The following is a 23,739-nucleotide window of genomic DNA, read 5'->3' as shown; positions in this document are numbered from 1 at the left end:
CATGACCACGACCACCACGGCGCCCGCGCAGACGCTCGCGACGACTCCGCCCCGCTCGCCGCGCAAGCGCACGATCGGCCGCACCTCGAAGACCTTCTACTGGATGACGATCCCCGCGGTCCTCCTCTTCTTCGTGCTGCACACCGTGCCGGTGCTCACCGGCATCTTCTTCAGCTTCACGAACTACGCCGGCTACGGCGCGTGGGACCTGATCGGCTTCTCCAACTACGTCGCCCTCCTCCAGGACGACCGGGTCTGGAAGGCCTACGGCTTCACCTTCGGCTTCGCGATCGTGGCGACGATCCTCGTCAACGTCATCTCGCTGGCCATCGCCATCGCGCTGAACGCGAAGATCAAGTTCCAGACCGCGTTCCGGGGCATCTACTTCATCCCGTACGTGCTCTCGACGCTGGTCATCGGGTACGTGTTCCAGTACCTCTTCGCGAACTCGCTGCCGCAGATCCTCGGAGGCATCCCCGTCATCGGGGAGAACATCCTCGCGAACCCGGACTGGGCCTGGGTCGCGATCGTGGTCCTGGCGGTCTGGCAGGCCTCGGCCTTCTCGATCATCATCTACCTCGCCGGTCTGCAGACGATCCCGGGGGAGCTGTACGAGGCGACCTCGCTCGACGGAGCGTCGACCTGGCGCCAGTTCACCTCGATCACGTTCCCCCTGATCGCCTCGTTCTTCACCATCAACATGGTCATCTCGATGAAGAACTTCCTGCAGGTCTTCGACCACATCGTGGCGCTGACGAACGGCGGGCCGGGCACCTCGACGGAGTCGATCACGCTGCTCATCTACCGCGGCGGCTTCCAGGGCGGCGAGTACGCCTACCAGACGGCCAACGCCGTCCTGTATTTCCTCATCATCATCGTGGTCTCGCTGATCCAGTTCCGGGTCCTCAGCCGCAGAGAGGCGTCGTTCTGATGACCGCCACCGTCACTCCCACCACCGCCATCGCCCTCGGACAGGACGGCACCGGTAAGCGCCGCCCCTCCCGAGACACCTACCGGATCAACTGGTGGGCGACCGCGCTGATCGCCGTCTGCTCGCTGACGATCCTCCTGCCCCTCTACTTCGCCGTCGTCACAGCGCTGAAGACGCCGGACCAGCTCGGCGGCACCGGCTTCGAGCTGCCGACCTCGATCTCGTGGGGGAACTTCGCCGAGGCGTGGACCGCGACCCGGTTCCCGCAGGCGTTCGTGAACACGGCGCTGATCACGGTCGGCGCCGTCGTCCTGACGCTCTTCTCGAACTCGATGGTCGCGTACGCCGTCGCCCGCAACCTCGACAAGCCGTTCTTCAAGGGCGTCTACTTCTACCTGCTCGCCGCGGTCTTCGTGCCCTTCCCGATCATCATGCTGCCGGTCGTGAAGGAGACGGCCCTGCTGGGCCTCGACAACCAGGTCGGCCTGATCCTGCTCTACGCGGTCTTCGGCCTGTCGATCAACACGTTCATCTACACGGCCTTCATCCGCTCGATCCCCATCGAGCTCGAGGAGGCGGCGCGCACCGACGGGGCGTCGACCTGGCGCACCTACTGGCAGGTGATCTTCCCGCTGCTCGGACCGATGAACGCCACCGTCGGCATCCTGACCTGCGTCTGGGCGTGGAACGACTTCATCCTGCCGCTCGTCGTGCTCTCGGACCCCGCCGCCCGCACGCTCCCGCTCGCCGAGTACGTCTTCCAGGGGCAGTTCAACACGAACTACACGGTCGCCTTCGCGTCCTACCTCATGGCGATGGCCCCGCTGCTGATCGTCTACCTGTTCGCCCAGCGCTGGGTGGTCAGCGGAGTGATGCGCGGCTCGATCAAGTAGCAGGACGAGACGTCGAGTCGGTCAAGGACGAACGAGGAGTCCGGTCACAGGCTCCTCGTTCGTCTTCGCCTTGCGCCCCGAGCCTCGCGATCTTCTCGAAGAGGCGCGGGAGCATACTCCCCCGCCCGAGGGGACTGTCAACGGGCCTTCGCTCCGCGGCCATTGTGCCTACCGTCGGCATCGAGGACGGCGTCGACTCGGGCCGTCCTTCCTCCGCCCCACCGGAACTCGAGAAGCAAGGAAGTCCCATGATCGACACCACCGCTATCGACAGCATCTACGGCTCGACCGTCTACGGATCGGACGGCGACAAGATCGGCTCGGTCGAGCAGGTCTATCTCGCCGACGACACCGGGAACCCCGTCTGGGCGACCGTGCGCACCGGCCTCTTCGGCACCAAGGAGACCTTCGTCCCCCTCGAGGGCGCCTCCTTCGACGGCGACCGCCTCACCGTCCCGTACGACAAGTCCTTCGTGAAGGACGCCCCGAACGTCGACGCCGACGGCTCCCTCACCGAGGACGAGGAGGCCGAGCTGTACCGCTACTACAACCTCTCCGGCGCCGCCTCCGTCTCGGACGGCGTGGACGGCTCGGCGGGCTACGCCGACACGACGACCGGCACCGGCACGAACGGGCTCGGCACCACCGACGCGACCGGCACCGGCACCACCGGAGTCGACACGAACGTCGGCCGCGACACCTCCGGCCCGACCACCGACGACGCCATGACCCGCTCCGAGGAGCAGCTGCACGTCGGCACCGAGCAGGTCACGACCGGCCGCGCCCGCCTGCGCAAGCACATCGTGACCGAGCAGGAGAGCGTCACCGTCCCCGTCTCGCACGACGAGGTCCGCGTGGTCCGCGAGCCCATCACCGACGCGAACGTCGGCGCCGCCACCTCCGGCCCCGAGCTCAGCGAGGAGGAGCACGAGGTCGTGCTGACCGAGGACCGCGTCGTCGCCGCGAAGGAGACGGTCCCCGTCGAGCGCGTCTCGCTCGGCACGGAGACGGTCACCGAGCAGCAGCAGGTCACCGAGGACGTCCGCCACGAGGAGATCGAGGTCGACGACGACGGAGTCACCCCGCGCCGCGACCGCGACGGACTCTGATCCCCGTCGCCGGCGGCGGGACCCCACCCGCCGCCGGCACCCCTCCCACTCCGCAGCCCGTGAGGAACCCCGTGCCCGACAGCCGACCCCCGGCCGACCACCCGTCCGACGACGCCGTCACGGTGATCCGCTCGGAGGAGCGCCTCTCGGCGACGACCGTGCGCACCGCCACCGAGAGGGTGCGGATCCGCCGCGTCGTCGTGACGGAGGAGCGCACCGTCACCGTGCCGCTGCGCCGCGAGGAGCTGGTCATCGAGCGCGAGCCGATCGACGGCGCCGGGCCCGCGATCGATGCCGAGCCTCCCGCCCCGATCACCTTCGTGCTGCACGCCGAGGAGCTCGTGCCGACGACCCGCGTCGTGCCCGTCGAGCGGGTCAGCGTGCTCGTCGACCGGATCATCGAGATGCGCACCGTCTCGGACTCGGTGCGGAAGGAGCGCGTCGACGTGCAGACCTCGGTCCGCGACCGGCTCGACGGCGACGCGGAGTAGCGCTCGCCCCCATCGGACCCTCTGCGGGTGGGCGCATGCACGATCTGCAGGGGATCCGGCGCCCCTCCGCCCTCGTGCCGCGGCGGGAACCGCATTCCTGTGCGAAGTACCTGCAGATCGCACACTTCCCCTACCGCTTCGGAGCCGCGCTCGCGCCCGTCGGCTCGCTACGGTGACGGAGTGACCCGCCCCGCACCCGTCTCCCGATGACCGCCGACGGCTGGTGGGCGCTCGCCCTCGCCGTGCTCGGCGGCGCCGTGCTCGTCTGGTGCGCGCTCGTCCTCGTGCTCTGGCGCGAGCAGCGGCGGAGGGGCCGCGCCATCGACTGGCGGGAGGCGCTGCGCCTGATCCCGGACGTCGTCCGGCTCCTCCGCGCCCTCCTCGCCGACCGGACGGTGCCGCGCACCGTCCGCTGGTCGCTGGTCGGCCTGCTCGGCTACCTCCTGCTCCCGATCGACCTGATCCCGGACGTGATCCCCGTGCTCGGAGTCGCGGACGACGTCCTCGTCGTCGCCCTCGTCCTGCGCTTCGCGATCCGCCGCGCAGGGCCGGAGGCGATCCGACGGCACTGGCCGGGCAGCCAGGAGGGGCTGAGCAGTCTGCTCGCGCTGACCGGCTCGCGCTAGTCCCGCTCCCCCGCGCCGTGCGCCAGCAGCACCACGATCCGGCGCAGGTGCAGCGCGACGAGCACTCCCGGCCCGAGTGCGCTGCCCGCCGCCACCGCCCGCTCGTCCACCGCCTGCACCAGCAGGCGCACCGAGCGGGTCGCCTCGGCGAGCAGCCGGTGCGCCTCGGCCGTCCCCGCGCCGTGGCGGTCGACAGCGGCGGCCACCGTCCGCAGCGCGTCGCCGAGCGGGCGGCGCAGCTCCTCGTCGAAGCGCAGCGCCCCCGGCCGGTCCCACAGGGTGTCGGCGAGGGCGCTCGTCGCGTCGCGCACGTGGAAGAGGACCGTGTCGAGCACGGCCAGCCGGTCGTGATCGGAGCGGGAGTCGCGGCGGTGGAGCAGCGCCCGCGGGTTGCCCTTGCGGCTCTCGTCGGCCTCGACCAGCGTGCGCCGCACGTCCTCCGAGGTCGCCGCGAGCTCCTCTCCGGTGCTCGCCCACGAGTCGTGCTCGGGCGGCCACGGCTCGTCGAGCGCGGCGGCCGTGTCGCGCAGCACGCCCGCCAGACGCTCCTGGAACTCGTCGACCCGGGCCGCCGCCGCCTCGCTGGTCAGCCCCGGCACCACGATCAGATTCACGAGGAGTCCCACGACCACTCCGACCGCCATCTGCACGAGGTAGCCGAGCGAGTAGTCCTCGGCGTCCGCTCCTCCGATGATCAGCACGAACAGCGCCGCCATCGGCACGTACTCCTTGCCCGCCCCGAACCATCCGGTGCCCGAGACGAGCACGCCGAGCCCGACGATGATCGGGATCGTCCACCACGTCGGCCCGACCGTCACGACGACGAGAGTCGCGAGCGCGATCCCCGCTGCGAGCCCGGCGAGCGTCTGGAGGCCCGTGCGCGCCGAGCCCATCAGGGTCGGGTACATGCTCACCAGCGCGCCGAGCGGCGCGTAGTAGGGGTACTCCTCCGCGACGCCGGGCACGTGCGGCGCGAGGGTCCAGGCGATCCCGACCGCGAGCGCGGTCTTCGCGGCGAGGAGGAGGCGCGGCGCGGCCGTCGCCGCTCGCCAGGCTCGGGCTGCTCGGGTGCTGGTCACCAGGGGACCCTACGCGAGGGCCGCGGCGAGCTGGGGGTGAGCATCCGGATGTCCGCGCGACCGGATCCGGGGCGCGCGGTCAGGCGGACGGCGGAGTGCCGCCGCCCCCGCCGCCCATCCCGGTCGCCGCCTGCTGCTCGACGCTGCCCGCGTAGTCGTCCGTCGGGTCGCGGTAGATCGTGTGCACGTGGCCCCAGCCCGAGGTGCTCACCCCGTCGACGTCCGCGCCGGCGGAGCCGTTCTGCGCCTGGAACCCGACGTAGACGTTCGGGCCGGAGATCGAGAAGCTGATGCCGTCGCCCGTGCTCATGTCGTACGTCGTCTCTCCGGACCAGGCGATCACAGTGGTGTCGAGGGTCGCCTCGATCTCGGCGCGGGTGGCCGCGGCGCTCTGCTCGTCGGCCATGCCCGACCAGTTCGCGATCAGGTCGAGCAGCAGCTCGCGCTGCTCGTCGGTGAGGTCGGCGCCGGTGAGGCCCGATCCGGTCGTGAACTCGCAGGTGTCGCCGGGGGCGCACATGGTGACGTCGCCGGCGGTGAGTGTCGCCTGCTGCTCGGCGGTCAGCGAGTCGACGAACGCGAAGGCGTCGGTGTAGATCCCGTCGAAGGCCTGCACCTCGGTGCCGTCGGCGGCGATCCAGTCGGCGGGCTGCACGCCGAGGTGCGTCGGGGCGAAGGTGATCGCGTCGGCCGCGCCGTCGAGGGTGGCGTTGATGCCGAGGTGGTGGCCGCCGAACTGCACCTCGTAGGCGCTCGTGTCGGAGGCGTCGCCGAAGAGCGCGAGGTAGTACTGCCCGAGCGAGTCCTCCGTGGTGCTGCTGTTCTCGACGAGGTACTGATCGCCCGCGATGATGCTCGCGACCGTCGCGAACGCCTCGTCGCTGAGCAGCGCCTCCATCACCTGGAGGGCGGCGACCTGCTGCTCCGGAGTGAGGTCGGCGAGGTTCAGACCCGCTCGCTCGACGAACGTGACGGGGAAGTTCGACCACGACGTGGTCTTCGTCTCGTCGTCGTAGTCGTACGTGACCGCTTCACGCTGCTCGTCCGAGAGCGTCGCGAGGAACGCCTCGACCGCGGCGGTCGTGTCCGCGATCGTCTCGGCGGTGGTCGTGGCGGTCGAGCTCGTGACCTGCGTCGCCGAGTCGGCCACGGTGGTAGCGGCCGCGGTGGAAGCAGAGGAAGAAGAGGAGGAGGAGGAGGAGGAGTCGCTCGCGCTCTGCGTCGCGCAGCCGGCCAGGAGGAGCCCGCTCACGAGGAGCATGCTCGTCCCCAGCAGGAGTCTCGATCGTCGCGGGCGCGGGGTGGGGTCCGTGGTCATCATGGGACGACCGTAGGCAGCCCGCTTCTCCCGACCCTTTCGGAATCCTCTGAGCCCCCGATGAGCGTCCCGCCCTCGCGAGTTGCCCGAGAAGGCTCGTTCTCGCCCAGAAGAACGGACCTTTGCGGGCAACTCGACGCGCACTCGTCCGGGCGGATCAGCTCTCGACGACGGGCAGCTCCGCGCTGGCCACGACGTCGCCGCCGGCCGCGACGATCTCGACGGCGGCGACCGACTCGCGCGGCACCGCCGCGTTCATCTCGCAGTCGATCTCGACCGCACTGCCCAGGAACGAGCCCGACGGCAGCCGCTCCCCCGACTCCGTGACCAGCACCAGGTCGTAGCTCTCGCCCACCGCGAAGCCGCTCGCGCGCAGCACCGTCTCGGTCCCCCAGGTGTGCGCGATCACGGAGCCCTGGACGTCGACCGCCGTCGACTCCTCGAAGGCGATCGTCTCGACGGCGCCGAGGGTCCCCGGTGGTCCGGCGACGGGCCGCTCGCCCGCGCCCTGGAGCAGCGTCGCGCCGAGCGCGCCGACGGCGACCGACGCCGCGACGGCTCCGACAGCGAGCGCGAGGCGACCGCGCCGGGGCCGCGCGGGGGCCTCCTCCTCCTCGATGCGCAGCACACGCGAGCGGAGCGCGGCCGACCCCTCGCCCTCCTCCCACCCGCCGAGAGCCCCGAGGCGGTCGACGACGACGCCGAACGCCGCCAGCTCGCGGTCGACGGTCGGATCCTCGGAGCGCAGACGGTCGAACTCGACCGCCTCCTCGGCCGAGAGCTCGCCGGCCAGGGCCGCGGCGATCAGCTCCTCGCGGCGTCCGCCGGGGTGCTCGGTGCCTGTCATGGTCGCTCCTGGTCGGTGGGGTCGGCCTCCGCGAGGTGGGTGCGGAGTGCTCGGAGAGCGTAGAAAGCGCGGGTGCGCAGCGTCGCGATCGGCACGCCGGTGGCCTGCGAGAGATCGGAGTAGCTCTCGCCGCGGAGATGGATCGCGACCACGACGGCGCGGTGCTGCTCCGTGAGCCGCGCGAGCGCCTCCGCCATCGCGAGCGGTTCGAGGGGGTCGCGCTCGTCGCCCGGGACCTCCTCGAGGACCTCCGCCTCGACGAGGCGGGGCAGGCGCTGCAGCGATCGGTGCACGTCGATCACGACGTTGCGGGCGATCGCGAACAGCCACGTGCGCAGGCTCGCCCGCTCGGCGGAGTAGCCTGCGCGCGACCGCCACGCGCGGAGGAACGTCTCCTGCACGCAGTCCTCCGCGAGCTGGCGGTCGCGCAGCGCGTTCACCGCGAAGCCGAGCAGGGCACCGCCGTGCTCGTCGTACGCGGCTGCGAGGTCGAAGCCGGCCCCGGGATGCAGCGGAGCGACCGGGGCGGGGTCGCGAGGGAGCCTCGTCACCGCGGGCTCCTCCCGTCGTCGCATCGCCGTCGCCGTCATCGGCACCTCCCCGATCGTGGGCCGATCGGCCCGTCGAGAGGAGTACGTCCGCGCGGGACGCTCCGTTCATCCGGAGGCGGATCCCGAGTCTATGAAGAACTTCTCAGAACCGGATGAACGCGGAGCACGCCGCGTCCGTACACCCCTGCATCGGGCCCACCCGGTCGCCCGCGAACGAAAGGCTCCACCATGACGAAGACGTCCGCCACCCGGAACCGCCTGCTCGCCCTGGGCGGCATCACCGCCGTCACCGCCGCCTCGCTCCTCGCCGCCGCGCCCGCCCACGCCGAGACGGAGGTGGCCGCGCCGTCGAGCTTCACCAGCGCGTTCACCGTCATGGCCACGCCCGACCAGGTCGTCAACGCCGACTCCGTGGCGACCCCCGGCGAGGCGGGAGCCGCCGGCGAGATGACCTTCCGGGTCAACAGCGACCTCGAGATCATCTGCTACGACATCACCCTGACCGGCGTCACCGGCGAATACCAGAGCCCGGCCAAGACCGCGACGCACATCCACCAGGCCGCGCTCGGGAAGTCCGGCCCCCCGCGGATCGCGTTCCCGAACCCCTCGCCGGTGGGCGACGGACCGCGCACCAGCTCGGGCTGCCTGCAGGGCCCGTTCACGACGGGCGTGCAGGCGAACGGCGCCGACACCGGCGCCGGCTTCTCGCTGAAGGCGCTCGAGGCCGACCCCGCCGGCTTCGCCGGTGACGCGCACACCGCGTCCTTCGCCGCAGGCGTCGTGCGCGGCCAGCTCTCGCAGGTGCCGGTCGGCGGTCTGCAGACCGGTGGCGGCGCGACGGCAGCCGCGTCCGGCCCCGACGCCGGGACGATCGGAGTCGCGGGCATCGGCGCGCTCGCCGCGCTCGGCGCTCTCGGAGTCGTCGTCGCCCGCCGCCGCACCGCGTCCTGACCGTGGGCACTCGGCTGAGGAGCGGTGCGGTCCTCTGCGCGGCGCTGCTCCTCAGCGGGTGCGCCGCGTCCGCGCCTCCCGCGTCCGAGGCGGCGGGAGCGGCGCCTCCCGCGGTCGCGTCCCCGCGCGCGACGACAGAGCCGGCGGCGGCCGCTCCGACGGCGACCACCCCGACCCCGTCTTCCCCGGCGACACCGCCCCCGACGGACTCGGCGCCGGTGGCGCCCGCTCCGGTCACGGCCGCGCCGACCCCCGTCCTGGGCGTCGGCGTCGAGCCCGCGCGCCTCTCCGTGCCCGCGATGGGCCTCGACGAGGCGCTCATCCCGCTGGGGATCGCGGCGGACGGGACGATGGAGGTGCCCGTCGACTACGACGACGTCGGCTGGTTCTCGGGCGGTGGCCGTCCGGGCGGCACCGGCCGCACGGTGATCGCCGCGCACGTCGACTCCCGCTCGGGCCCGGCCGTCTTCTTCCGCCTGGGCGAGCTCGGCGTCGACGACGAGATCGAGCTCACCGGAGTCGACGGCTCGCTGCACCGCTACCGGGTGACCGCGACCGAGGCGCACCCGAAGGCCGCCTTCCCCACCACCGCCGTCTTCGGGGGCACCCTCGAGGACGAGGTCGTGCTCGTCACCTGCGCCGGCGACTACGACACGGGCATCGGCCGCTACGAGGACAACCTCGTCGTCTTCGCCTCCCGCCTCTGACGCTTCCCGACGGCCCTCCTCGACGGATCGATGACGAGCGCGACTCATGCGGCGAGAACGGCCGCCCCTCGCGCGGCCGTGCGGCCGTTCGCGGCGGATCGGACACGACCCGCCGCCGAGCCGGTTGGACACCGGAACCGTCGTGCGCCACACTCGTCGGAGTCACGAGACCCGGACCCGTCTCGATCCGGAACCCGGCGACCGCGGAACACCGCGTCGCAGGGAGCGGGACGGCCTCCGGGTCGAGCAGGCGTTTCGGGTACGCCGCTCCTCCCCCGCCGTCCTCACGGGTGGGGTCGTCCAGGGTCGGCCCCACCCCTCTTCCCTCCGAGCAGCGGAGCAACCGAGCAGCGGAGCAGCGAGCCCGCCGAGCACCGCCTCACCCGCGCCGCGCGAACGCCCCGAGGCTGTACCCGAGCAGCAGCGCCGCCATCACGACTCCGGACGCCACCGCCATCGCCTCCGCCGCACCCGTCAGCAGCCCGATCCCGCCGAGCACGACCAGCAGCCCGCCCAGCAGCGCGAACATCCGCTCGTGGAACGCCCACGAGAAGGGCAGGAAGTGCAGACCCACGACCAGCGCGATGAGGGCGGGCCGCAGCGAGCCGGCACCGGCGCCCTCCAGCAGGCGCGTGCCGACCGCGATGAGCGCCAGCTCGCCGACGACGCAGGCGAGGTAGACGGCGATGCCCGTCCGGGTCGGAGGCGCGAAGCGACCGAGGCCGCGCGGCCGGACGAACAGGAACCAGAGCGTCACCGCGATCAGCGCGACGACCCCCGCCCTGACCACCAGCGCCGCGGCGCCGGAGGACGTGTACGAGAAGACGAACACCGCGGCTCCGGCCAGCCCGATCAGCGCACCGGTCCGGCGGGGATCGGCGAACCGGGGCGGGGCGGGAGCATCGGCGGTCATCGGGCGAGCCTCTCAGACGGGCACCGCGAGCGGTAGGCCGCGCTCCGCCGGCGACGCGACTCCCCTCGCCGACGACCGGGTCCCCGCTCCACTCCTGCCTGCGCGAGGATCGACCCCGTGACCGCCTCGATCGAGTGCACGACCCGCTCCTCCCGCTCCCCCGCCGAGATGTTCGACCGCGCGCGGGACATCGGCCTGCACACCGCCTCGCAGTCCGCGGCCGACGAGCGCGCGGTGGCCGGAGTCGTCACCGGCCTGATCGGTCTCGGCGAGGAGGTGACGTGGCGGGCCCGCCACTTCGGCGTGCCGCTCCTCCTCACCAGCCGGATCACCGCGTTCGACGCTCCGCACCGCTTCGTCGACGAGCAGGTCCGCGGCCCGTTCGCCCGATTCCGGCACGAGCACCTCTTCGAGGCCGACGGCACCGGCTCCGTCATGATCGATCGTCTCGAGTACGCGGCTCCGCTCGGCCCGCTCGGCGGCATCGCGGAGCGCCTCGTCGTGACCCGGCACCTCCGCCGGCTGCTGCAGGCGCGCGGCGCCTTCCTCGCCGACCCCTGAAGCCGGGCCCGGTCCCATGAGAGCGCGCCCTGAAAGGGGGTCCGCCCCTCCGGTCCCCTTCACAGCGGCTGACTATGCTTGTGCCACCCACGACCGGCGAGTCCGTGCCGATCCGCGGGTTCGCGACCTCGACGCCCGGGGACCGGAGGGGGTGCACATGGCCGACCGGCCCAATCTGCGGCACGTCGCCGCCGTCGCCGGCGTCTCGCACATGACGGTGTCCCGCGTGCTGAGCGGTCATCCCAACATCAAGGAGTCGACCCGGCAGCGGGTCCTCGAGGCGGTCGACGAGCTCAACTACCGGCCCAACATCGCGGCCCGCTCCCTGGTCACGCAGCGCACCGACCGCATCGGCGTCATGGTCGAGAGCGGTGCCGAGTTCGGGCCCTCGAGCACGCTGCGGGCGATCGAGCGCGCGGCCCGCGAGAAGGGCTACTCGATCACGTCGGTCGCCCTGCGCGACGACCACGACATGACTCCGGTCGACGCGATCAACCACCTCACGGGCCTCGGGATCGACGCGCTCTGCGTCATCGCCCCGCGCTCCTCCTCGGTCGCGACGCTGCGCACCGTCGAGATCGGAGTGCCGACCCTCGTCGTCAAGTCCGACAAGGACCCCACCTTCCTCACCGTCTCAGTCGACCAGCAGGCGGGCATGGCGCAGGCCGTCGACCACCTCGCGGCGCTCGGCCACCGCGACGTGCTCCACATGTCCGGCCCGCTCGACTGGCTCGACGCCCGGGCCCGCGAGCGCGCCTTCCACGCGCGGGCGAAGGCGTGGGGCATGCACGAGCGGCCCATCGTGGTCGGCGACTGGACCCCCGACTCCGGCTACGACTTCGCGACCAGCCTGCGCTCGGTGCCCGACTTCACCGCGATGGTGGTCGCCAACGACGAGATGGCGCTCGGAGTGATCCACGGACTCGTCGAGCGCGGCATCCGCGTGCCCGAGGACGTGAGCATCATCGGCTTCGACGACCTGCCCACCGCGCGGCACTTCCTGCCGCCGCTCACCACGGTGAAGCAGGACTTCGACAAGCTCGGCTCGACCGTCGCCGAGGTGATCCACGCACGGATCCGCGGCCAGGAGATCCCGCAGCGCACGCGGATCCCCACGGAGCTGATCGTGAGGGAGTCGACGGCCGCTCCCCGGTCGTGATCCTTCCGGGACCTTCCCGGCCCCCGCGCTCGCGTATCATCGGCGGCACCCATTTGCGTGAGACATCTGCTCGCGCGCGACACGAACCGAGGGCGGCACGTGGCAGTTCAGTCGAGGACGACGGAGCGCTCCGCCGTCCCCGTCGTCGAGATGACGGGCATCACGGTCTCGTTCGCCTCGGGCCGCGCCCTCGAGGACGTCGGCTTCCGCCTGTTCCCCGGTGAGATCCACGGCCTGATGGGCGAGAACGGCGCGGGCAAGTCGACGCTGATCAAGACGCTCACCGGCATCCACCGCCCCGACGCCGGAGTGATCACCGTGGACGGCGTGGAGCGCAGCTTCTCGGGGCCCGCCGACGCCAAGTCCGCCGGCATCTCGGCCGTGTTCCAGGACGAGCGGCTGACCGACAACCTCAGCATCGGCGAGAACATGATGCTCGGGCAGGAGGTCCGCGGACGCTTCGGCATCTCGTGGTCGCGCACCCATCAGCGCGCCGCTGAGATGCTCGGCGAGCTCGGTCTGGGCGACCTCGATCCGCGCCTGCCGCTGCGCTCGCTGTCCCCGGCGATCCGCCAGCTGGTCGCGATCAGCCGCGCGATGGTCGATCATCCGCGCGTGCTCGTGCTGGACGAGCCGACCTCGAGCCTCGACCTCGGCGACGTCGCCCGGCTCTTCGCCGTGCTGCGGCGCCTGCGCGACTCCGGCGTCGCGATCCTCTTCGTCTCGCACTTCCTCGAGCAGGTCCTGACCCTCAGCGACCGCCTCACGGTGCTGCGCGACGGCGGCACCGTCGGCGAGTACCCCGCCCGGAGCATGGACCGCGCGGAGCTGATCGCGAAGATGATCGGCAAGGACATCGACGCGCTGCGGCAGATCGGCTCCGACCGCCGCGAGCACCGCCGCCAGCCCACCGGGCCCCCGATCTACCGGGCGTTCGGCCTCGGCCGGCGCGGAGCCGTCGCCCCGACCGACCTGGAGCTGCACCGCGGCGAGATCGTGGGCTTCGCGGGTCTGCGCGGCTCCGGGCGCACCGAGCTGGCCTCCCTCCTGAGCGGCGTGGATCGCGCCGACTCGGGCCGCGTGCTGATCGACGGCGAGCCCGCGCAGATCACCGACCCGGGCTCGGGCCTGCGGAACCGGATCGCGCACTCGAGCGAGAACCGCCGCGAGGACGGGATCATCGGCGACCTCTCCCTCCGCGACAACCTCGTGCTGGGCCTCCAGGCGCTGCGCGGCTGGGCGCACCCGCTCTCGGCGGCCGAGGCCGACGACCTGGTCTCCACGTACATCGAGGCGCTGAACATCACTCCGGCCGACCCGGACATGCCCGTGAAGTACCTCTCGGGCGGCAACCAGCAGAAGGTCGTGCTCGCGCGCTGGCTCGCGACCCGCCCCCGGCTGCTCGTGCTGGACGAGCCGGCGCGCGGGATCGACGTGGCCGCGAAGGTCGAGATCCAGGCGCACGTCTCGCAGCTCGCCAAGGAGGGCGTCTCGGTGGTCTACATCTCCTCGGAGCTCGAGGAGGTGGTGCGCCTCAGCGACCGCATCGTCGTGTTCAAGGACCGCGAGAAGATCGGCGAGGTCAGCAACGGCCCGTGGCTGACGGTCGACACGATCGTCGAGATGATCGCCGCGGACGCGGATCCGGACGCCGACGAGGACGACACCGACCCGTTATAAACCGGTCATTGCACCGCCAAGATTGTTCACGGTAACATTCGGAACAGGACGCGCTCCCGTCGTGTCCACGAGCACTGCAATCACCGCATCTCAGGGCCCCTGGGCCCCATTCCCCGGGTCTTCGGACCCACCCCATCCCGGGCGCTCCTCAGCGCGCCCGCGGTCTCAAGGAGGAGACACATGTCCACGAAGAGGCGTATCGGCCAGTTCCTGGGTTTCGCAGCGGTCGGAGCGATGGCCTTCGGCCTCGCAGGCTGCTCCGGAGGCGACTCGGAAGCAGGCGCCGGCGGCGAGGGCGACCTGACCACCATCGGATTCGTGGCCGTCGGCCCCGAGGGCGCGTGGCGCCAGGCGAACGAGACCAACATCGAGGACACGTTCACCGAGGAGGCCGGCTACGAGCTCAAGTACGCCCCCGCCACGAACGGCGACCAGAAGTCGCAGATCGACTCCTTCACCTCGTTCGTCGACGAGGGCGTCGACATCATCCTGCTCTCGGCCACCGAGGGCTCCGGCTGGGAGGACTCGCTCGAGCGCGCCCAGGAGGCCGAGATCCCGGTCATCCTGATCGACCGCGGCATCGAGCCGGACAACACCGACCTCTACGTCACCCGCATCGCGCCCGACAACATCGCGGTCAGCACCTCGGTCGCCGACTGGGCGCTGTCGACCTTCCCCGACGGAGCGAACTACTTCACGCTCGAGGGCCCCGCGGGCGTCTCGGTCGTCAACGAGCGCAACGAGGGCTGGGACGAGGTCATCGGAGCCGACTCCAAGTTCACGAAGCTCGGCGCGCAGACCGCCAACTGGTCGACCGAAGAGGCGAAGAGCGTCTTCGAGACCGTGCTGAAGTCGAACAACAACGACGTCCAGCTCGTCTTCGCCCAGAACGACGAGATGGGCCTCGGAGCCGTCCAGGCCGTTCAGGAGGCCGGCCTCACCCCCGGCACCGACGTCAAGATCGCCACGATCGACGGCACCAAGAACGCTCTGCAGGCCCTCGCCGACGGTGAGCTCAGCTTCGTCGCCGAGTACAACCCGCTGTTCGGCGAGACCGCCCTCGACGCCGTCGAGAAGACGCTCGCCGGCGAGACCGTCGAGTCCTCGATCGTCGTCCCGAGCGAGACCTTCGACTCGCCCGAGGTGGCCGCCGAGGTCCTCCCCGACCGCAAGTTCTAGTCGGAACGGTCCAGTCGGAACCGTCTGATCGGACCCACCGGGAGGCGTCGCAGGTCGGCGCCTCCCGGGAGGCAGCACCACCAGGGCTCACGCCCACCCCTGCGGACGACGCGGGGCCCGGACGATCTCCGGGCCCCGCGTCTCCGTCCCACGGCGTCACCGCTCCGGTCCGCCCCGCTCGAGAACGGAAGGACGCGACATGACAGCTTCGCCTCCGATCGTCGAGATGAAGAACATCTCGATCAGCTTCCCCGGTGTCAAAGCGCTCGACGGCGTCGACTTCCGCCTCTTCCCGGGCGAGGTCCACACGCTCATGGGCGAGAACGGCGCCGGCAAGTCCACGCTCATCAAGGCCCTGACCGGCGTCTACCGCATCGACAGCGGAGAGATCCTCGTCGCGGGCTCACCCAAGCGCCTCTCCGGCACCGCCGATGCACAGGCGGCCGGCATCTCCACCGTGTACCAGGAGGTGAACCTGGTCACGAACCTCTCCATCGGCGAGAACGTGATGCTCGGCTACGAGGTCCGCGGCCCCTTCGGCATCAACTGGAAGGCCACCCACGCGGCGGCCAAGGTCGCCCTGGCCAAGCTCGGGCTCGACCACCTCAACACCCGCCAGTCGCTCTCGTCGCTCTCGATCGCGATGCAGCAGCTGGTCGCGATCAGCCGCTCGACGGTGAGCGACTCGAAGGTCCTGATCCTGGACGAGCCGACCTCGAGCCTGGACGCGAACGAGGTCGAGAACCTCTTCGTCGTCATCCGGCGGCTGCGCGCGGAGGGCGTCGCGATCCTCTTCGTCTCGCACTTCCTCGACCAGGTCTACGCGATCAGCGACCGGCTCACGGTGCTGCGCAACGGCACGTACATCGGCGAGTACCTCACTCCCGACCTGGACCGCACCTCGCTCATCTCGAAGATGATCGGCAAGGACATCGCGGCGCTGCGCTCCCTCGACTCCGAGCGCGAGAACAGCGACCACCTCTACCGCGATGCGCCGCTCTACTCGGCCAAGGGCCTCGGCCGGAAGGGCTCGATCGAGCCCACCGACATCACGCTGCACCGCGGTGAGGTCGTCGGCTTCGCCGGTCTCCTGGGCTCCGGCCGCACGGAGCTGGCCCGCCTGATCTACGGCGTCGACAAGCCCGAGACGGGCGAGATCACGCTGCACGGCAAGAAGGTCGACGTGCCCACGCCCACCGCCGGGCTCGCGCACAAGATCGCCTTCGCGAGCGAGAACCGCCGCGACGAGGGCATCATCCGCGACCTCTCCATCCGCGAGAACCTGATCCTCGCGGTGCAGGCCAAGCGCGGCTGGGCCCGCCCCCTCTCCAAGAAGGAGAAGGACGAGATCGTCGACAAGTACCTCGTCGAGCTCAACGTGCGCCCCGCCGATCCGGACCGCCCGATCAGCAAGCTCTCCGGAGGCAACCAGCAGAAGGTCCTCCTGGGCCGCTGGCTCGCCACGCACCCCGAGATCCTGATCCTCGACGAGCCCACCCGCGGCATCGACGTCGGCGCGAAGGCCGAGATCCAGGAGAAGGTCGTCGCCCTCGCCGGCGAAGGCGTCGCCGTGATCTTCATCTCGTCCGAGCTCGACGAGGTGGTCCGCCTCAGCGATCGCATCATCGTGCTCAAGGACCACCGCGTCATCGCCGAGATCCTCAACGGACCCGCGGTGACAGCGGAGTCCATCGTCACTACCATCGCCGCAGAGGGAGTCGTCGACGAGGACGTCGTCGTCCTCGAAGGCGCCACGCAGGAGGCCGCATCATGAGCAGCGACACCCGAACCGGGAGGACCTCGCTCCTCACCGGCCTGATCCGGCGGCAGTGGTTCTGGGGAGCGGTCGCGATCGTCCTCCTCCTGCTGATCAACGTGGTCAAGGACCCCGGATACCTCTCGGTCTCCATGAGCCCGACGACCGGCTACCTCGTCGGCAACGTGATCGACATCGCGCGCGCCGCGGCTCCGATCCTGATGATCGCCGTCGGCATGTGCCTCGTCGTGGCGACCGGAGGAATCGACCTCTCGGTCGGCTCGATCATGGTCGTCGCCGGCGCCGTCTCGATGGAGTTCCTGAACGCCCAGGGCGCTCCCGACTCCCTCGGCGCCGCCGCGGCCGCCTTCGGCCTCGCCCTGCTGGTCAGCGCGGTGCTCGGAGCGGTCAACGGCGTGCTCGTGTCGGTGGTGGGCCTGCAGCCCTTCATCAGCACCCTCGTCGTCATGCTCGCCGGCCGCGGACTCGCGAAGGTGATCACCGGCGGCCAGAACACGGCCGCCACCAACGAGCCGTTCCGCTGGCTCGCCAACGGCTACGTCTTCGGCCTCCCGGTCGTCTTCCTCCTCGCCATCGCCATCGTCGTCGCGGTCGGCCTCCTGGTCCGCCGCAGCGCGCTGGGTCTGATGATCGAGGCCATCGGCATGGACGCCAAGGCCGCCCGCCTCGCGGGCATCAACCGCCGCGGCCTCCTCCTCACCGCCTACATCAGCAGCGGCGTGCTGGCCGGAGTCGCGGGCGTCTTCGCCACCGCGAGCGTCATGACCGTCGACACCTCCCGCACCGGGTACCAGCTCGAGCTCGACGCGATCCTCGCGGTCGTCATCGGCGGCACCTCGCTCGCGGGCGGCAAGTTCAACATCGCCGGCGCGGCGGTCGGAGCGATCCTGATCGCGACCCTCGACAAGACCGTGGTCTTCCTCGGCGTCTCCTCCTCCGCGACGCCCGCCTTCAAGGCGATCGTGATCGTCGCGCTCTGCCTCCTGCAGTCCGAGCGCGTCCGCTCCGCCTTCTCCCACCGTCGCGAAGCGCGTCGTCGCGCCCCGCAGAAAGAGGCGATCCCCGCATGAGCGCCCTGCTGACCCGCTCCGCCCCTCCAGCGAGCTCCGAGCGCACGAGCGCCCGGTCCTTCTTCAGCCAGCACCTCGACAAGCTGCCCACCGTGGCGGCCCTGGTGATCTTCGTCGGCATGCTCGTCTACGGCGAGGCGGCCTACGGCCGGATCCTTCAGGCCAGCACGCTGTCGAACCTCCTGGTCAACAACGCGCACCTGATCATCCTCGCCGTCGGGCTCACCTTCGTGATCCTGACCGGCGGCATCGACCTCTCGGTCGGCGCGGTGATCGCCTTCAGCAGCGTCAGCGGCGTGCTGCTGATCAACGCGGGCTGGAACCCCTGGCTCGTCATGGTCCTGATGGTCGTCATCGGATCGGCCTTCGGCCTGATCTCGGGCATCCTCATCCAGTACTTCGACGTGCAGCCCTTCATCGCGACGCTGGCCATGATGTTCCTCGCCCGGGGCCTCGCCTCGATGCTGAGCACGGTGCCCGAGCGCCTCCCCGAGGACTCGGCGGTCACCTCGCTCGCGACGCCGATCAAGCTGATCGACGGCCCGAAGGTCAACGACTTCGTGATCAGCCCCGGCGTGATCATCGCCCTGCTCGTGGTCGCCGGAGCGTTCTTCGTCCTCCACCGCACCCGCATCGGCCGCACGGTCTACGCGATGGGCGGCTCCGAGCAGTCGGCGGCCCTGATGGGCCTCCCGGTGCTCCGGACCAAGCTCTTCATCTACGTGATCAGCGGCACGCTCGCCGGTCTGGCCGGCGTGGTCTACACGGCCCGCCTCGGCAGCGCGCAGAACATCACGGGCACCGGATGGGAGCTCGACGCGATCGCGGCGACCGTCATCGGCGGCACGCTCCTCACGGGCGGGGTGGGCTTCGTGCTCGGCTCGGTCGTCGGCGCCCTGGTCCTGGGCCTGATGAACGTGCTGATCACCCGCGACGGCGGTATCCCCCCGGAGGCCACCACGATCATCACCGGCGGCATCCTGCTCGTCTTCGTCCTCCTGCAGCGCGCGGTCATGTCGCGCAGCAGGACCTAGCGGGCGCCCCTCCGACGCTCGCTGCCACGGCACCTCCGCGCCCCTGCCCGGGCGCGGGGGTGCCGTTCGAGCATCCGGTGATCAAGTGCGATCGATACCGCCGGAGCCCTTCACGTTGACGTGAACATCGTGTTACCGTGAACACGCCGAGAGTCTCGGCCCCCCCCTCCCTCAGCAATGGTGCCGATCCAGGAGCAAGCGCGATGAAGCCCTACCTACGACCCCTCGTCCTGGCGACAGCCGCGGCGTTGGCCCTCCCCCTCCTCTCCGCGATGCCGGCCCAGGCCGCCGCGAACCCCGAGAACCTCGTGCTGCGCTACCAGCTGAACGAGACCAGCGGCACTGTCGCTGTCGACAGCTCGGGGAAGAACCGCAACGGCACGCTCGTCGGAGGTGCGAAGACCGGCGGCGACGCGGGCGTCGTCCTCGACGGCACCGACGACGCCGTGAAGCTGCCCGACAACATCCTCGCCGGGCTGAACTCGATCACCGTGAGCACCGAGGTGCTGGTGCGGCCCGAGCAGTCCGGCAACTACTTCGTCTACGGACTCGGCACGGCCGCGACCAGCAACTCCGGCGCCGGCTACCTCGCCACTCTCGCCGACAACCGCTACCGCACGACGATCACGCCGAGCAACTGGCAGGGCGAGCAGAACGCCGAGACCACCTCGCCGCTCCCCCGCGGCGTCTGGAAGACCCTGACCTACACGCTCGACGACGCGTCGAACACCGCCCGCCTCTACCTCGATGGCGCGCAGGTCGCGGTGAACACGAACGTCACCGTGACCCCCGCCTCGATCGGCGGCGGCGTCACCACCTCCAACTTCATCGGCCGCTCCAACTACGCCGCCGACAAGACGCTCGCCGGCAGCGTGCGCGACTTCCGCATCTACGACAACGCGCTCACGGCCGCCGAGGTGACCGCCCTGCAGCCGACCGCGGCGACGAAGGCCACCCGCGACGCGTCCGCGCTGTCGCTCGGCGACCTCTCGGCCGTCCAGGCGAATCTCGCGCTGCCCGCGACCGGCGCCAACGGCTCCGCGATCACGTGGGCCTCGAGCGCTCCGCAGACGATCTCGACCAGCGGAGTCGTCACGCGGCCCGCCGCCTCGGCCGGCAACGCGACCGTCACGCTCACCGCCACGATCACGAGCGGCTCCGAGACCCGCACCAAGGCCTTCACCGCCACAGTCCTCTCGATGGCTAGCGACCAGCAGATCGTCGACGCGGCCGCCGCCGGCCTCTCGATCCCGGACCTCACCGACGTCCGCGGCAACATCACGATCCCCGCGGCTCCCGCCGGCACCTCGATCAGCTGGACCTCCAGCGACCCCGCGGTCGTCTCGACCGCCGGAGTCGTCACGCGCCAGTCCGCCGACCGCACCGTGACGCTCCGTGCCACGGTGACCAAGAACTCCGCCACCGCCACCCGCGAGCTCGTCGCCACGGTGCGCGCCGCGAAGCAGCTCGCTCCGCTCGAGGGCTACGCGTTCGCCTACTTCACCGGCAACAGCATCGAGGGCGAGAACATCTTCCTCGCCGCGAGCAAGGGCAACAACGCCCTCGCCTGGGACGAGCTCAACGGCGGTCAGCCCGTGCTGACCTCGACCTTCGGCGAGAAGGGCCTGCGCGACCCGTTCCTCATCCGCTCCCCCGAGGGCGACACGTTCTACCTGATCGCCACCGACCTCTCCATCGGACGCGACGGGAACTGGGACCGCTCGCAGCGCCAGGGCAGCCGCTACCTCGAGGTCTGGGAGTCGCACGACCTCGTGAACTGGTCCGAGCAGCGCCACGTGCTGGTCTCGCCCGAGACCGCCGGCAACACCTGGGCGCCCGAGGCGCACTGGGACGCCGGCATCGGCGCCTACGTCGTCTACTGGGCCTCGAAGCTCTACGCCGAGAACGACCCGAACCACACCGGCAACGTGAACAACGTGATGATGTACGCCACCACCCGCGACTTCACGACGTTCTCCACTCCGCAGGTCTGGCAGGACACCTCTCGCATCGACTCCACCGTGATCGAGCAGAACGGCACCTTCCACCGCTTCACGAAGGACGAGGGCGCGAGCGGCACCGGCTGCTCCGACATCATCCAGGAGAAGTCGACGCAGCTCCGCGCGCCGCTGACCGGCTGGACCACCGTCGACAGCTGCATCGGCCGCGACGCCGGAACCGGCGCCGTCGAGGGCCCCACCGCCTTCGCCGCGAACCCGGGCGATGTCAACGGCCAGACGAACTACCTCTTCGTCGACGAGTACGGCGGACGCGGCTACATCCCGCTGAAGACCGCCGACCTCAACGCGCCGAACTGGCAGGTCGCCTCGAACTACGACCTCCCCGCGAGCCCGCGCCACGGCACGGTCCTCCCGGTGACCGCCACCGAGCTCGCCGCCCTGCGCGCCGCCGAGCCGGCCGGCCCGACTCCGGTGACCGCGAACGCCGCCGGTGAGATCCTGCGCTACTCCTTCGACAACGGCTCGGGCACGACGCTCGAGGACGTGTCGGGCAACGACCGCGACGCGACGATCGTCGGCGGCGCCACCTGGCAGTCCGGCGCCCTCGCGTTCGACGGCACCGACGACCACGTCGACCTGCCGGACGACGTGCTGACCGGAGTCGAGGACGTCACCGTCGAGGCCGAGGTCAAGATCGACCCGACCCAGGGCACGCCGTACTTCCTCTACGGACTCGGCAACTCGTCGAACAACGCCGGCAACGGCTACCTGTTCACCACTGGCGACTCGTACCGCACGAGCATCGCCTCCGGGAACTGGCAGACCGAGCAGACCGCCGGGACCGGATCGAACCTCCCCCGCGGCCAGTGGGCGAAGCTCACCTACACGCTCTCGGGCGGCACGGCGACGATCTACCTGAACGGCGCGAAAGTCGCCACGAAGACCGGAGTCACCACGACGCCGGCCGACCTGGGCGGCGGACGCACCGCGGCCAACTACCTCGGCCGCTCGCTGTACGGCGGCGACAAGCTGTTCAAGGGCGAGTACCGCGAGTTCGCGCTCTGGAACCGCGCTCTGAGCGAGAGCGAGGTGCTCACCCGCTCCGGGTCGGCCGACCAGATCGCCGGAGTCTCGCTCACCACGCCCGACGTGCTGAAGGTCGCTCCGCTCGTCGACTCGACCGCCCGGACCGTCACCTTCGCGGTGAAGCCCGGCACCGACCGCTCGAAGCTGGCCCCCGTGTTCGCCACGGCGACCGGCACGACCTCCTCCCCCGCCTCCGGCACCGTCCGGGACCTGCGCACGCCGGTCACGTACACGCTCACGGCAGCGGGTGGAGCCACCGCCACCTGGACGATGAAGGCCGTCGAGATGAAGAGCCCGGTGATCCCCGGTCTCTACGCCGACCCGAACATCGTCGCGTTCGGTGACACCTTCTACATCTACGCGACGTCCGACGGGTTCCCGGGCTGGGGCGGCAAGACGTTCTACGTCTGGTCCTCCAAGAACCTCGTCGACTGGACGCGCTCGGCGCAGCCGATCCTCACCCTCGACGGCCAGAACGGGAACGTCCCCTGGGCGACCGGCAACGCGTGGGCGCCGACGATCATCGAGAAGGGCGGGAAGTACTACTTCTACTTCTCGGGCCACAACGCCTCGCTGGACCGCAAGACGATCGGAGTGGCCGTCGCCGACAGCCCCGCCGGTCCGTTCACGGCGCAGCCGACCGCGATGATCACCAACGGCGAGTCCGTCACCTCGGGTCAGGCCATCGACCCGGCCGCGTTCACCGACCCCGCCACCGGCAAGAGCTACCTCTTCTGGGGCAACGGGGCGCCCGTCTACGGCGAGCTGTCCGACGACATGCTCTCGATCAAGGCCGGCACCATCAAGCGGATGAGCGGACTGACCGACTACCGCGAGGGCAGCTTCGTCAACTACCGCCAGGGGCTGTACCACCTGACGTACTCGATCGACGACACCGGCTCCGAGAACTACAAAGTCGGCTACGCCACCTCGACGAGCGTCGACGGCCCGTGGACCTACCGCGGCGTCCTCCTCGAGAAGAACCCGTCGCTGGGGATCCTCGCGACCGGCCACAACTCGATCGTCAACGTCCCCGGCACCGATGACTGGTACATCGCGTACCACCGGTTCGCGATGCCCGGTGGAGACGGCCAGCACCGCGAGACCACGATCGACCGCGTCACCTTCGACCCGGCGACCGGGCTCATGCAGAAGGTCGTTCCGACCCTCGAGAGCGTCGCCGGCCAGACCATCACCGACCCCGCCCCGCTGCGCGCCGCCATCACCGGCACCGCCACGGTCGGGACCCGGCTCACCGCGACCGCCTCCGCCCCCTGGACCGCCACGGCGTACCAGTGGAAGCGCGGCGGAGTGGACATCGCCGGCGCGACCGCGTCGACGTACGTCCTCACCGCGGCCGACCGCGGCACGGTGGTCTCGGTGACGGTGTCGGCGACGAAGCCCGGATGGTCTCCCGCCACGGCGACGGCGCAGACCGCCGCGGTGGCCGGGACGACCGGTATCGTCGGCGCGACCGTCACGACCAGCACCCGCTGCGTCGCGGGCAAGCCGGTGATCACGGTCACCGCGACGAACCCGAACTCCTTCCCGGTCAAGACGACGGTCACCTCGGCCGCCGGGTCGAAGACCTTCGCAGAGGTCGGCGCCGGCAAGACGGTGACCGCGGCCTTCACCGCCCGCACGGCGAGCATCGCCGCCGGCGAGGTCACCACGACCTCGACCGCCTTCGTGGCGAACCGTCCCGCGACGGCGACCACCACCACCCCCACCTCCGCGATCAGCTGCGGCTGACCTCGGTTACCATCCGACACACAGAACCGCGGCGGCGACGGCGCCGCCGCGGAGAACGGAGAAC

Annotated in this window: 20 protein-coding genes; 15 read left to right on the top strand and 5 right to left on the bottom strand. The window is 70.9% G+C overall.

All coding sequences use genetic code 11. From position 1 onward, the window contains the following. Window position 1 precedes the first annotated feature (1 nt). The 5 genes from C1I63_RS06880 to C1I63_RS06860 all read left to right on the top strand — a co-directional run bounded on the left by C1I63_RS06880 (window position 2) and on the right by C1I63_RS06860 (window position 4,050). Window positions 2-931: a carbohydrate ABC transporter permease gene (locus C1I63_RS06880; protein WP_107574274.1), complete on the top strand. Its 930-nt coding sequence runs from the start codon at window positions 2-4 to the stop codon at window positions 929-931. Then, entirely contained in the window at window positions 931-1,824 is an 894-nt protein-coding gene (locus tag C1I63_RS06875; protein WP_082480923.1) for a carbohydrate ABC transporter permease, read from the top strand. Before C1I63_RS06880 ends, C1I63_RS06875 begins: the two co-directional genes overlap by 1 nt. 248 nt (window positions 1,825-2,072) lie before the next feature. Beyond that, window positions 2,073-2,933, top strand: a complete 861-nt coding sequence (locus C1I63_RS06870) for a DUF2382 domain-containing protein (RefSeq protein WP_107574273.1) — start codon at window positions 2,073-2,075, stop codon at window positions 2,931-2,933. A gap of 71 nt (window positions 2,934-3,004) precedes the next feature. After that, the gene (locus tag C1I63_RS06865; protein ID WP_170116337.1) at window positions 3,005-3,424 is read left to right on the top strand and encodes a YsnF/AvaK domain-containing protein; all 420 of its coding nucleotides are present in this window, start codon (window positions 3,005-3,007) and stop codon (window positions 3,422-3,424) included. 206 nt (window positions 3,425-3,630) lie between these two features. Continuing rightward, complete coding sequence (locus C1I63_RS06860) at window positions 3,631-4,050, top strand: YkvA family protein (RefSeq protein ID WP_107574272.1); 420 nt, start codon at window positions 3,631-3,633, stop codon at window positions 4,048-4,050. Here the strand turns inward: C1I63_RS06860 and C1I63_RS06855 are convergent. The 4 genes from C1I63_RS06855 to C1I63_RS06840 all read right to left on the bottom strand — a co-directional run bounded on the left by C1I63_RS06855 (window position 4,047) and on the right by C1I63_RS06840 (window position 7,845). Then, on the bottom strand, window positions 4,047-5,129 hold the full coding sequence (locus tag C1I63_RS06855) for an aromatic acid exporter family protein (RefSeq protein ID WP_243591412.1): 1,083 nt from the start codon (window positions 5,127-5,129) through the stop codon (window positions 4,047-4,049). The genes C1I63_RS06860 and C1I63_RS06855 overlap by 4 nt on opposite strands. A gap of 79 nt (window positions 5,130-5,208) precedes the next feature. Further along, the gene (locus C1I63_RS06850) at window positions 5,209-6,450 is read right to left on the bottom strand and encodes a DUF3500 domain-containing protein (protein WP_211315585.1); all 1,242 of its coding nucleotides are present in this window, start codon (window positions 6,448-6,450) and stop codon (window positions 5,209-5,211) included. Between the two features lie 154 nt (window positions 6,451-6,604). Next, window positions 6,605-7,294 carry a hypothetical protein gene (locus C1I63_RS06845; RefSeq protein ID WP_107574270.1) on the bottom strand — a complete coding sequence of 230 codons (690 nt, stop codon included), beginning with the start codon at window positions 7,292-7,294 and terminating at the stop codon, window positions 6,605-6,607. Continuing rightward, the gene (locus C1I63_RS06840; protein ID WP_243591414.1) at window positions 7,291-7,845 is read right to left on the bottom strand and encodes a sigma-70 family RNA polymerase sigma factor; all 555 of its coding nucleotides are present in this window, start codon (window positions 7,843-7,845) and stop codon (window positions 7,291-7,293) included. Before C1I63_RS06840 ends, C1I63_RS06845 begins: the two co-directional genes overlap by 4 nt. A gap of 228 nt (window positions 7,846-8,073) precedes the next feature. On the opposite strand from C1I63_RS06840, the gene C1I63_RS06835 reads away from it, so the two are divergent. Then, window positions 8,074-8,796: a CHRD domain-containing protein gene (locus C1I63_RS06835; RefSeq protein WP_107574269.1), complete on the top strand. Its 723-nt coding sequence runs from the start codon at window positions 8,074-8,076 to the stop codon at window positions 8,794-8,796. A 218-nt stretch (window positions 8,797-9,014) separates the two neighbouring features. Further along, window positions 9,015-9,503, top strand: a complete 489-nt coding sequence (locus C1I63_RS06830) for a class F sortase (protein ID WP_243591415.1) — start codon at window positions 9,015-9,017, stop codon at window positions 9,501-9,503. Window positions 9,504-9,882: 379 nt separating this feature from the next. On the opposite strand, the gene C1I63_RS06825 is transcribed toward C1I63_RS06830, so the two are convergent. Then, a complete protein-coding gene (locus tag C1I63_RS06825; protein ID WP_107574268.1) occupies window positions 9,883-10,416 on the bottom strand; it encodes a DUF7010 family protein in 534 nt (177 codons plus the stop codon). Window positions 10,417-10,533: 117 nt separating this feature from the next. On the opposite strand from C1I63_RS06825, the gene C1I63_RS06820 reads away from it, so the two are divergent. From C1I63_RS06820 to C1I63_RS06785, 8 genes are all read left to right on the top strand, one after another. Continuing rightward, window positions 10,534-10,977: an SRPBCC family protein gene (locus C1I63_RS06820; RefSeq protein ID WP_244906998.1), complete on the top strand. Its 444-nt coding sequence runs from the start codon at window positions 10,534-10,536 to the stop codon at window positions 10,975-10,977. A 157-nt stretch (window positions 10,978-11,134) separates the two neighbouring features. Further along, complete coding sequence (locus C1I63_RS06815; RefSeq protein WP_055785626.1) at window positions 11,135-12,136, top strand: LacI family DNA-binding transcriptional regulator; 1,002 nt, start codon at window positions 11,135-11,137, stop codon at window positions 12,134-12,136. A gap of 150 nt (window positions 12,137-12,286) precedes the next feature. After that, window positions 12,287-13,816: a sugar ABC transporter ATP-binding protein gene (locus C1I63_RS06810; RefSeq protein WP_107575762.1), complete on the top strand. Its 1,530-nt coding sequence runs from the start codon at window positions 12,287-12,289 to the stop codon at window positions 13,814-13,816. A gap of 180 nt (window positions 13,817-13,996) precedes the next feature. Continuing rightward, window positions 13,997-14,995, top strand: coding sequence for an ABC transporter substrate-binding protein (locus tag C1I63_RS06805; RefSeq protein WP_170116336.1), 999 nt, complete (start codon window positions 13,997-13,999; stop codon window positions 14,993-14,995). Between the two features lie 199 nt (window positions 14,996-15,194). Next, window positions 15,195-16,769, top strand: a complete 1,575-nt coding sequence (locus C1I63_RS06800) for a sugar ABC transporter ATP-binding protein (RefSeq protein ID WP_055785620.1) — start codon at window positions 15,195-15,197, stop codon at window positions 16,767-16,769. Further along, entirely contained in the window at window positions 16,766-17,842 is a 1,077-nt protein-coding gene (locus C1I63_RS06795) for an ABC transporter permease (RefSeq protein ID WP_055785615.1), read from the top strand. Before C1I63_RS06800 ends, C1I63_RS06795 begins: the two co-directional genes overlap by 4 nt. Further along, window positions 17,839-18,876 (top strand): ABC transporter permease subunit, encoded by a 1,038-nt coding sequence (locus C1I63_RS06790; protein WP_055785612.1) that lies wholly within the window; start codon window positions 17,839-17,841, stop codon window positions 18,874-18,876. The genes C1I63_RS06795 and C1I63_RS06790 overlap by 4 nt, the downstream gene beginning before the upstream one ends. Window positions 18,877-19,079: 203 nt before the next feature. After that, a complete protein-coding gene (locus tag C1I63_RS06785) occupies window positions 19,080-23,675 on the top strand; it encodes a family 43 glycosylhydrolase (RefSeq protein WP_107574267.1) in 4,596 nt (1,531 codons plus the stop codon). Window positions 23,676-23,739 lie beyond the last annotated feature (64 nt).

Origin of the sequence: Rathayibacter caricis DSM 15933, from assembly GCF_003044275.1 — a bacterium.
GTDB lineage: Bacteria > Actinomycetota > Actinomycetes > Actinomycetales > Microbacteriaceae > Rathayibacter > Rathayibacter caricis.
Note: the sequence above shows the minus strand (reverse complement) of the source record. Positions and strands in the feature narration are given on the sequence as shown.

Bases quoted from the DNA above. Each gene is read 5' to 3' on its own strand.
- C1I63_RS06880 (WP_107574274.1), top strand. From the start codon at position 2: ATGACCACGACCACCACGGCGCCCGCGCAGACGCTCGCGACGACTCCG.
- C1I63_RS06875 (WP_082480923.1), top strand. From the start codon at position 931: ATGACCGCCACCGTCACTCCCACCACCGCCATCGCCCTCGGACAGGAC.
- C1I63_RS06870 (WP_107574273.1), top strand. From the start codon at position 2,073: ATGATCGACACCACCGCTATCGACAGCATCTACGGCTCGACCGTCTAC.
- C1I63_RS06860 (WP_107574272.1), top strand. From the start codon at position 3,631: ATGACCGCCGACGGCTGGTGGGCGCTCGCCCTCGCCGTGCTCGGCGGC.
- C1I63_RS06850 (WP_211315585.1), bottom strand. From the start codon at position 6,450: ATGATGACCACGGACCCCACCCCGCGCCCGCGACGATCGAGACTCCTG.
- C1I63_RS06845 (WP_107574270.1), bottom strand. From the start codon at position 7,294: ATGACAGGCACCGAGCACCCCGGCGGACGCCGCGAGGAGCTGATCGCC.
- C1I63_RS06835 (WP_107574269.1), top strand. From the start codon at position 8,074: ATGACGAAGACGTCCGCCACCCGGAACCGCCTGCTCGCCCTGGGCGGC.
- C1I63_RS06825 (WP_107574268.1), bottom strand. From the start codon at position 10,416: ATGACCGCCGATGCTCCCGCCCCGCCCCGGTTCGCCGATCCCCGCCGG.
- C1I63_RS06815 (WP_055785626.1), top strand. From the start codon at position 11,135: ATGGCCGACCGGCCCAATCTGCGGCACGTCGCCGCCGTCGCCGGCGTC.
- C1I63_RS06810 (WP_107575762.1), top strand. From the start codon at position 12,287: ATGACGGGCATCACGGTCTCGTTCGCCTCGGGCCGCGCCCTCGAGGAC.
- C1I63_RS06805 (WP_170116336.1), top strand. From the start codon at position 13,997: ATGTCCACGAAGAGGCGTATCGGCCAGTTCCTGGGTTTCGCAGCGGTC.
- C1I63_RS06800 (WP_055785620.1), top strand. From the start codon at position 15,195: ATGACAGCTTCGCCTCCGATCGTCGAGATGAAGAACATCTCGATCAGC.
- C1I63_RS06795 (WP_055785615.1), top strand. From the start codon at position 16,766: ATGAGCAGCGACACCCGAACCGGGAGGACCTCGCTCCTCACCGGCCTG.
- C1I63_RS06790 (WP_055785612.1), top strand. From the start codon at position 17,839: ATGAGCGCCCTGCTGACCCGCTCCGCCCCTCCAGCGAGCTCCGAGCGC.
- C1I63_RS06785 (WP_107574267.1), top strand. From the start codon at position 19,080: ATGAAGCCCTACCTACGACCCCTCGTCCTGGCGACAGCCGCGGCGTTG.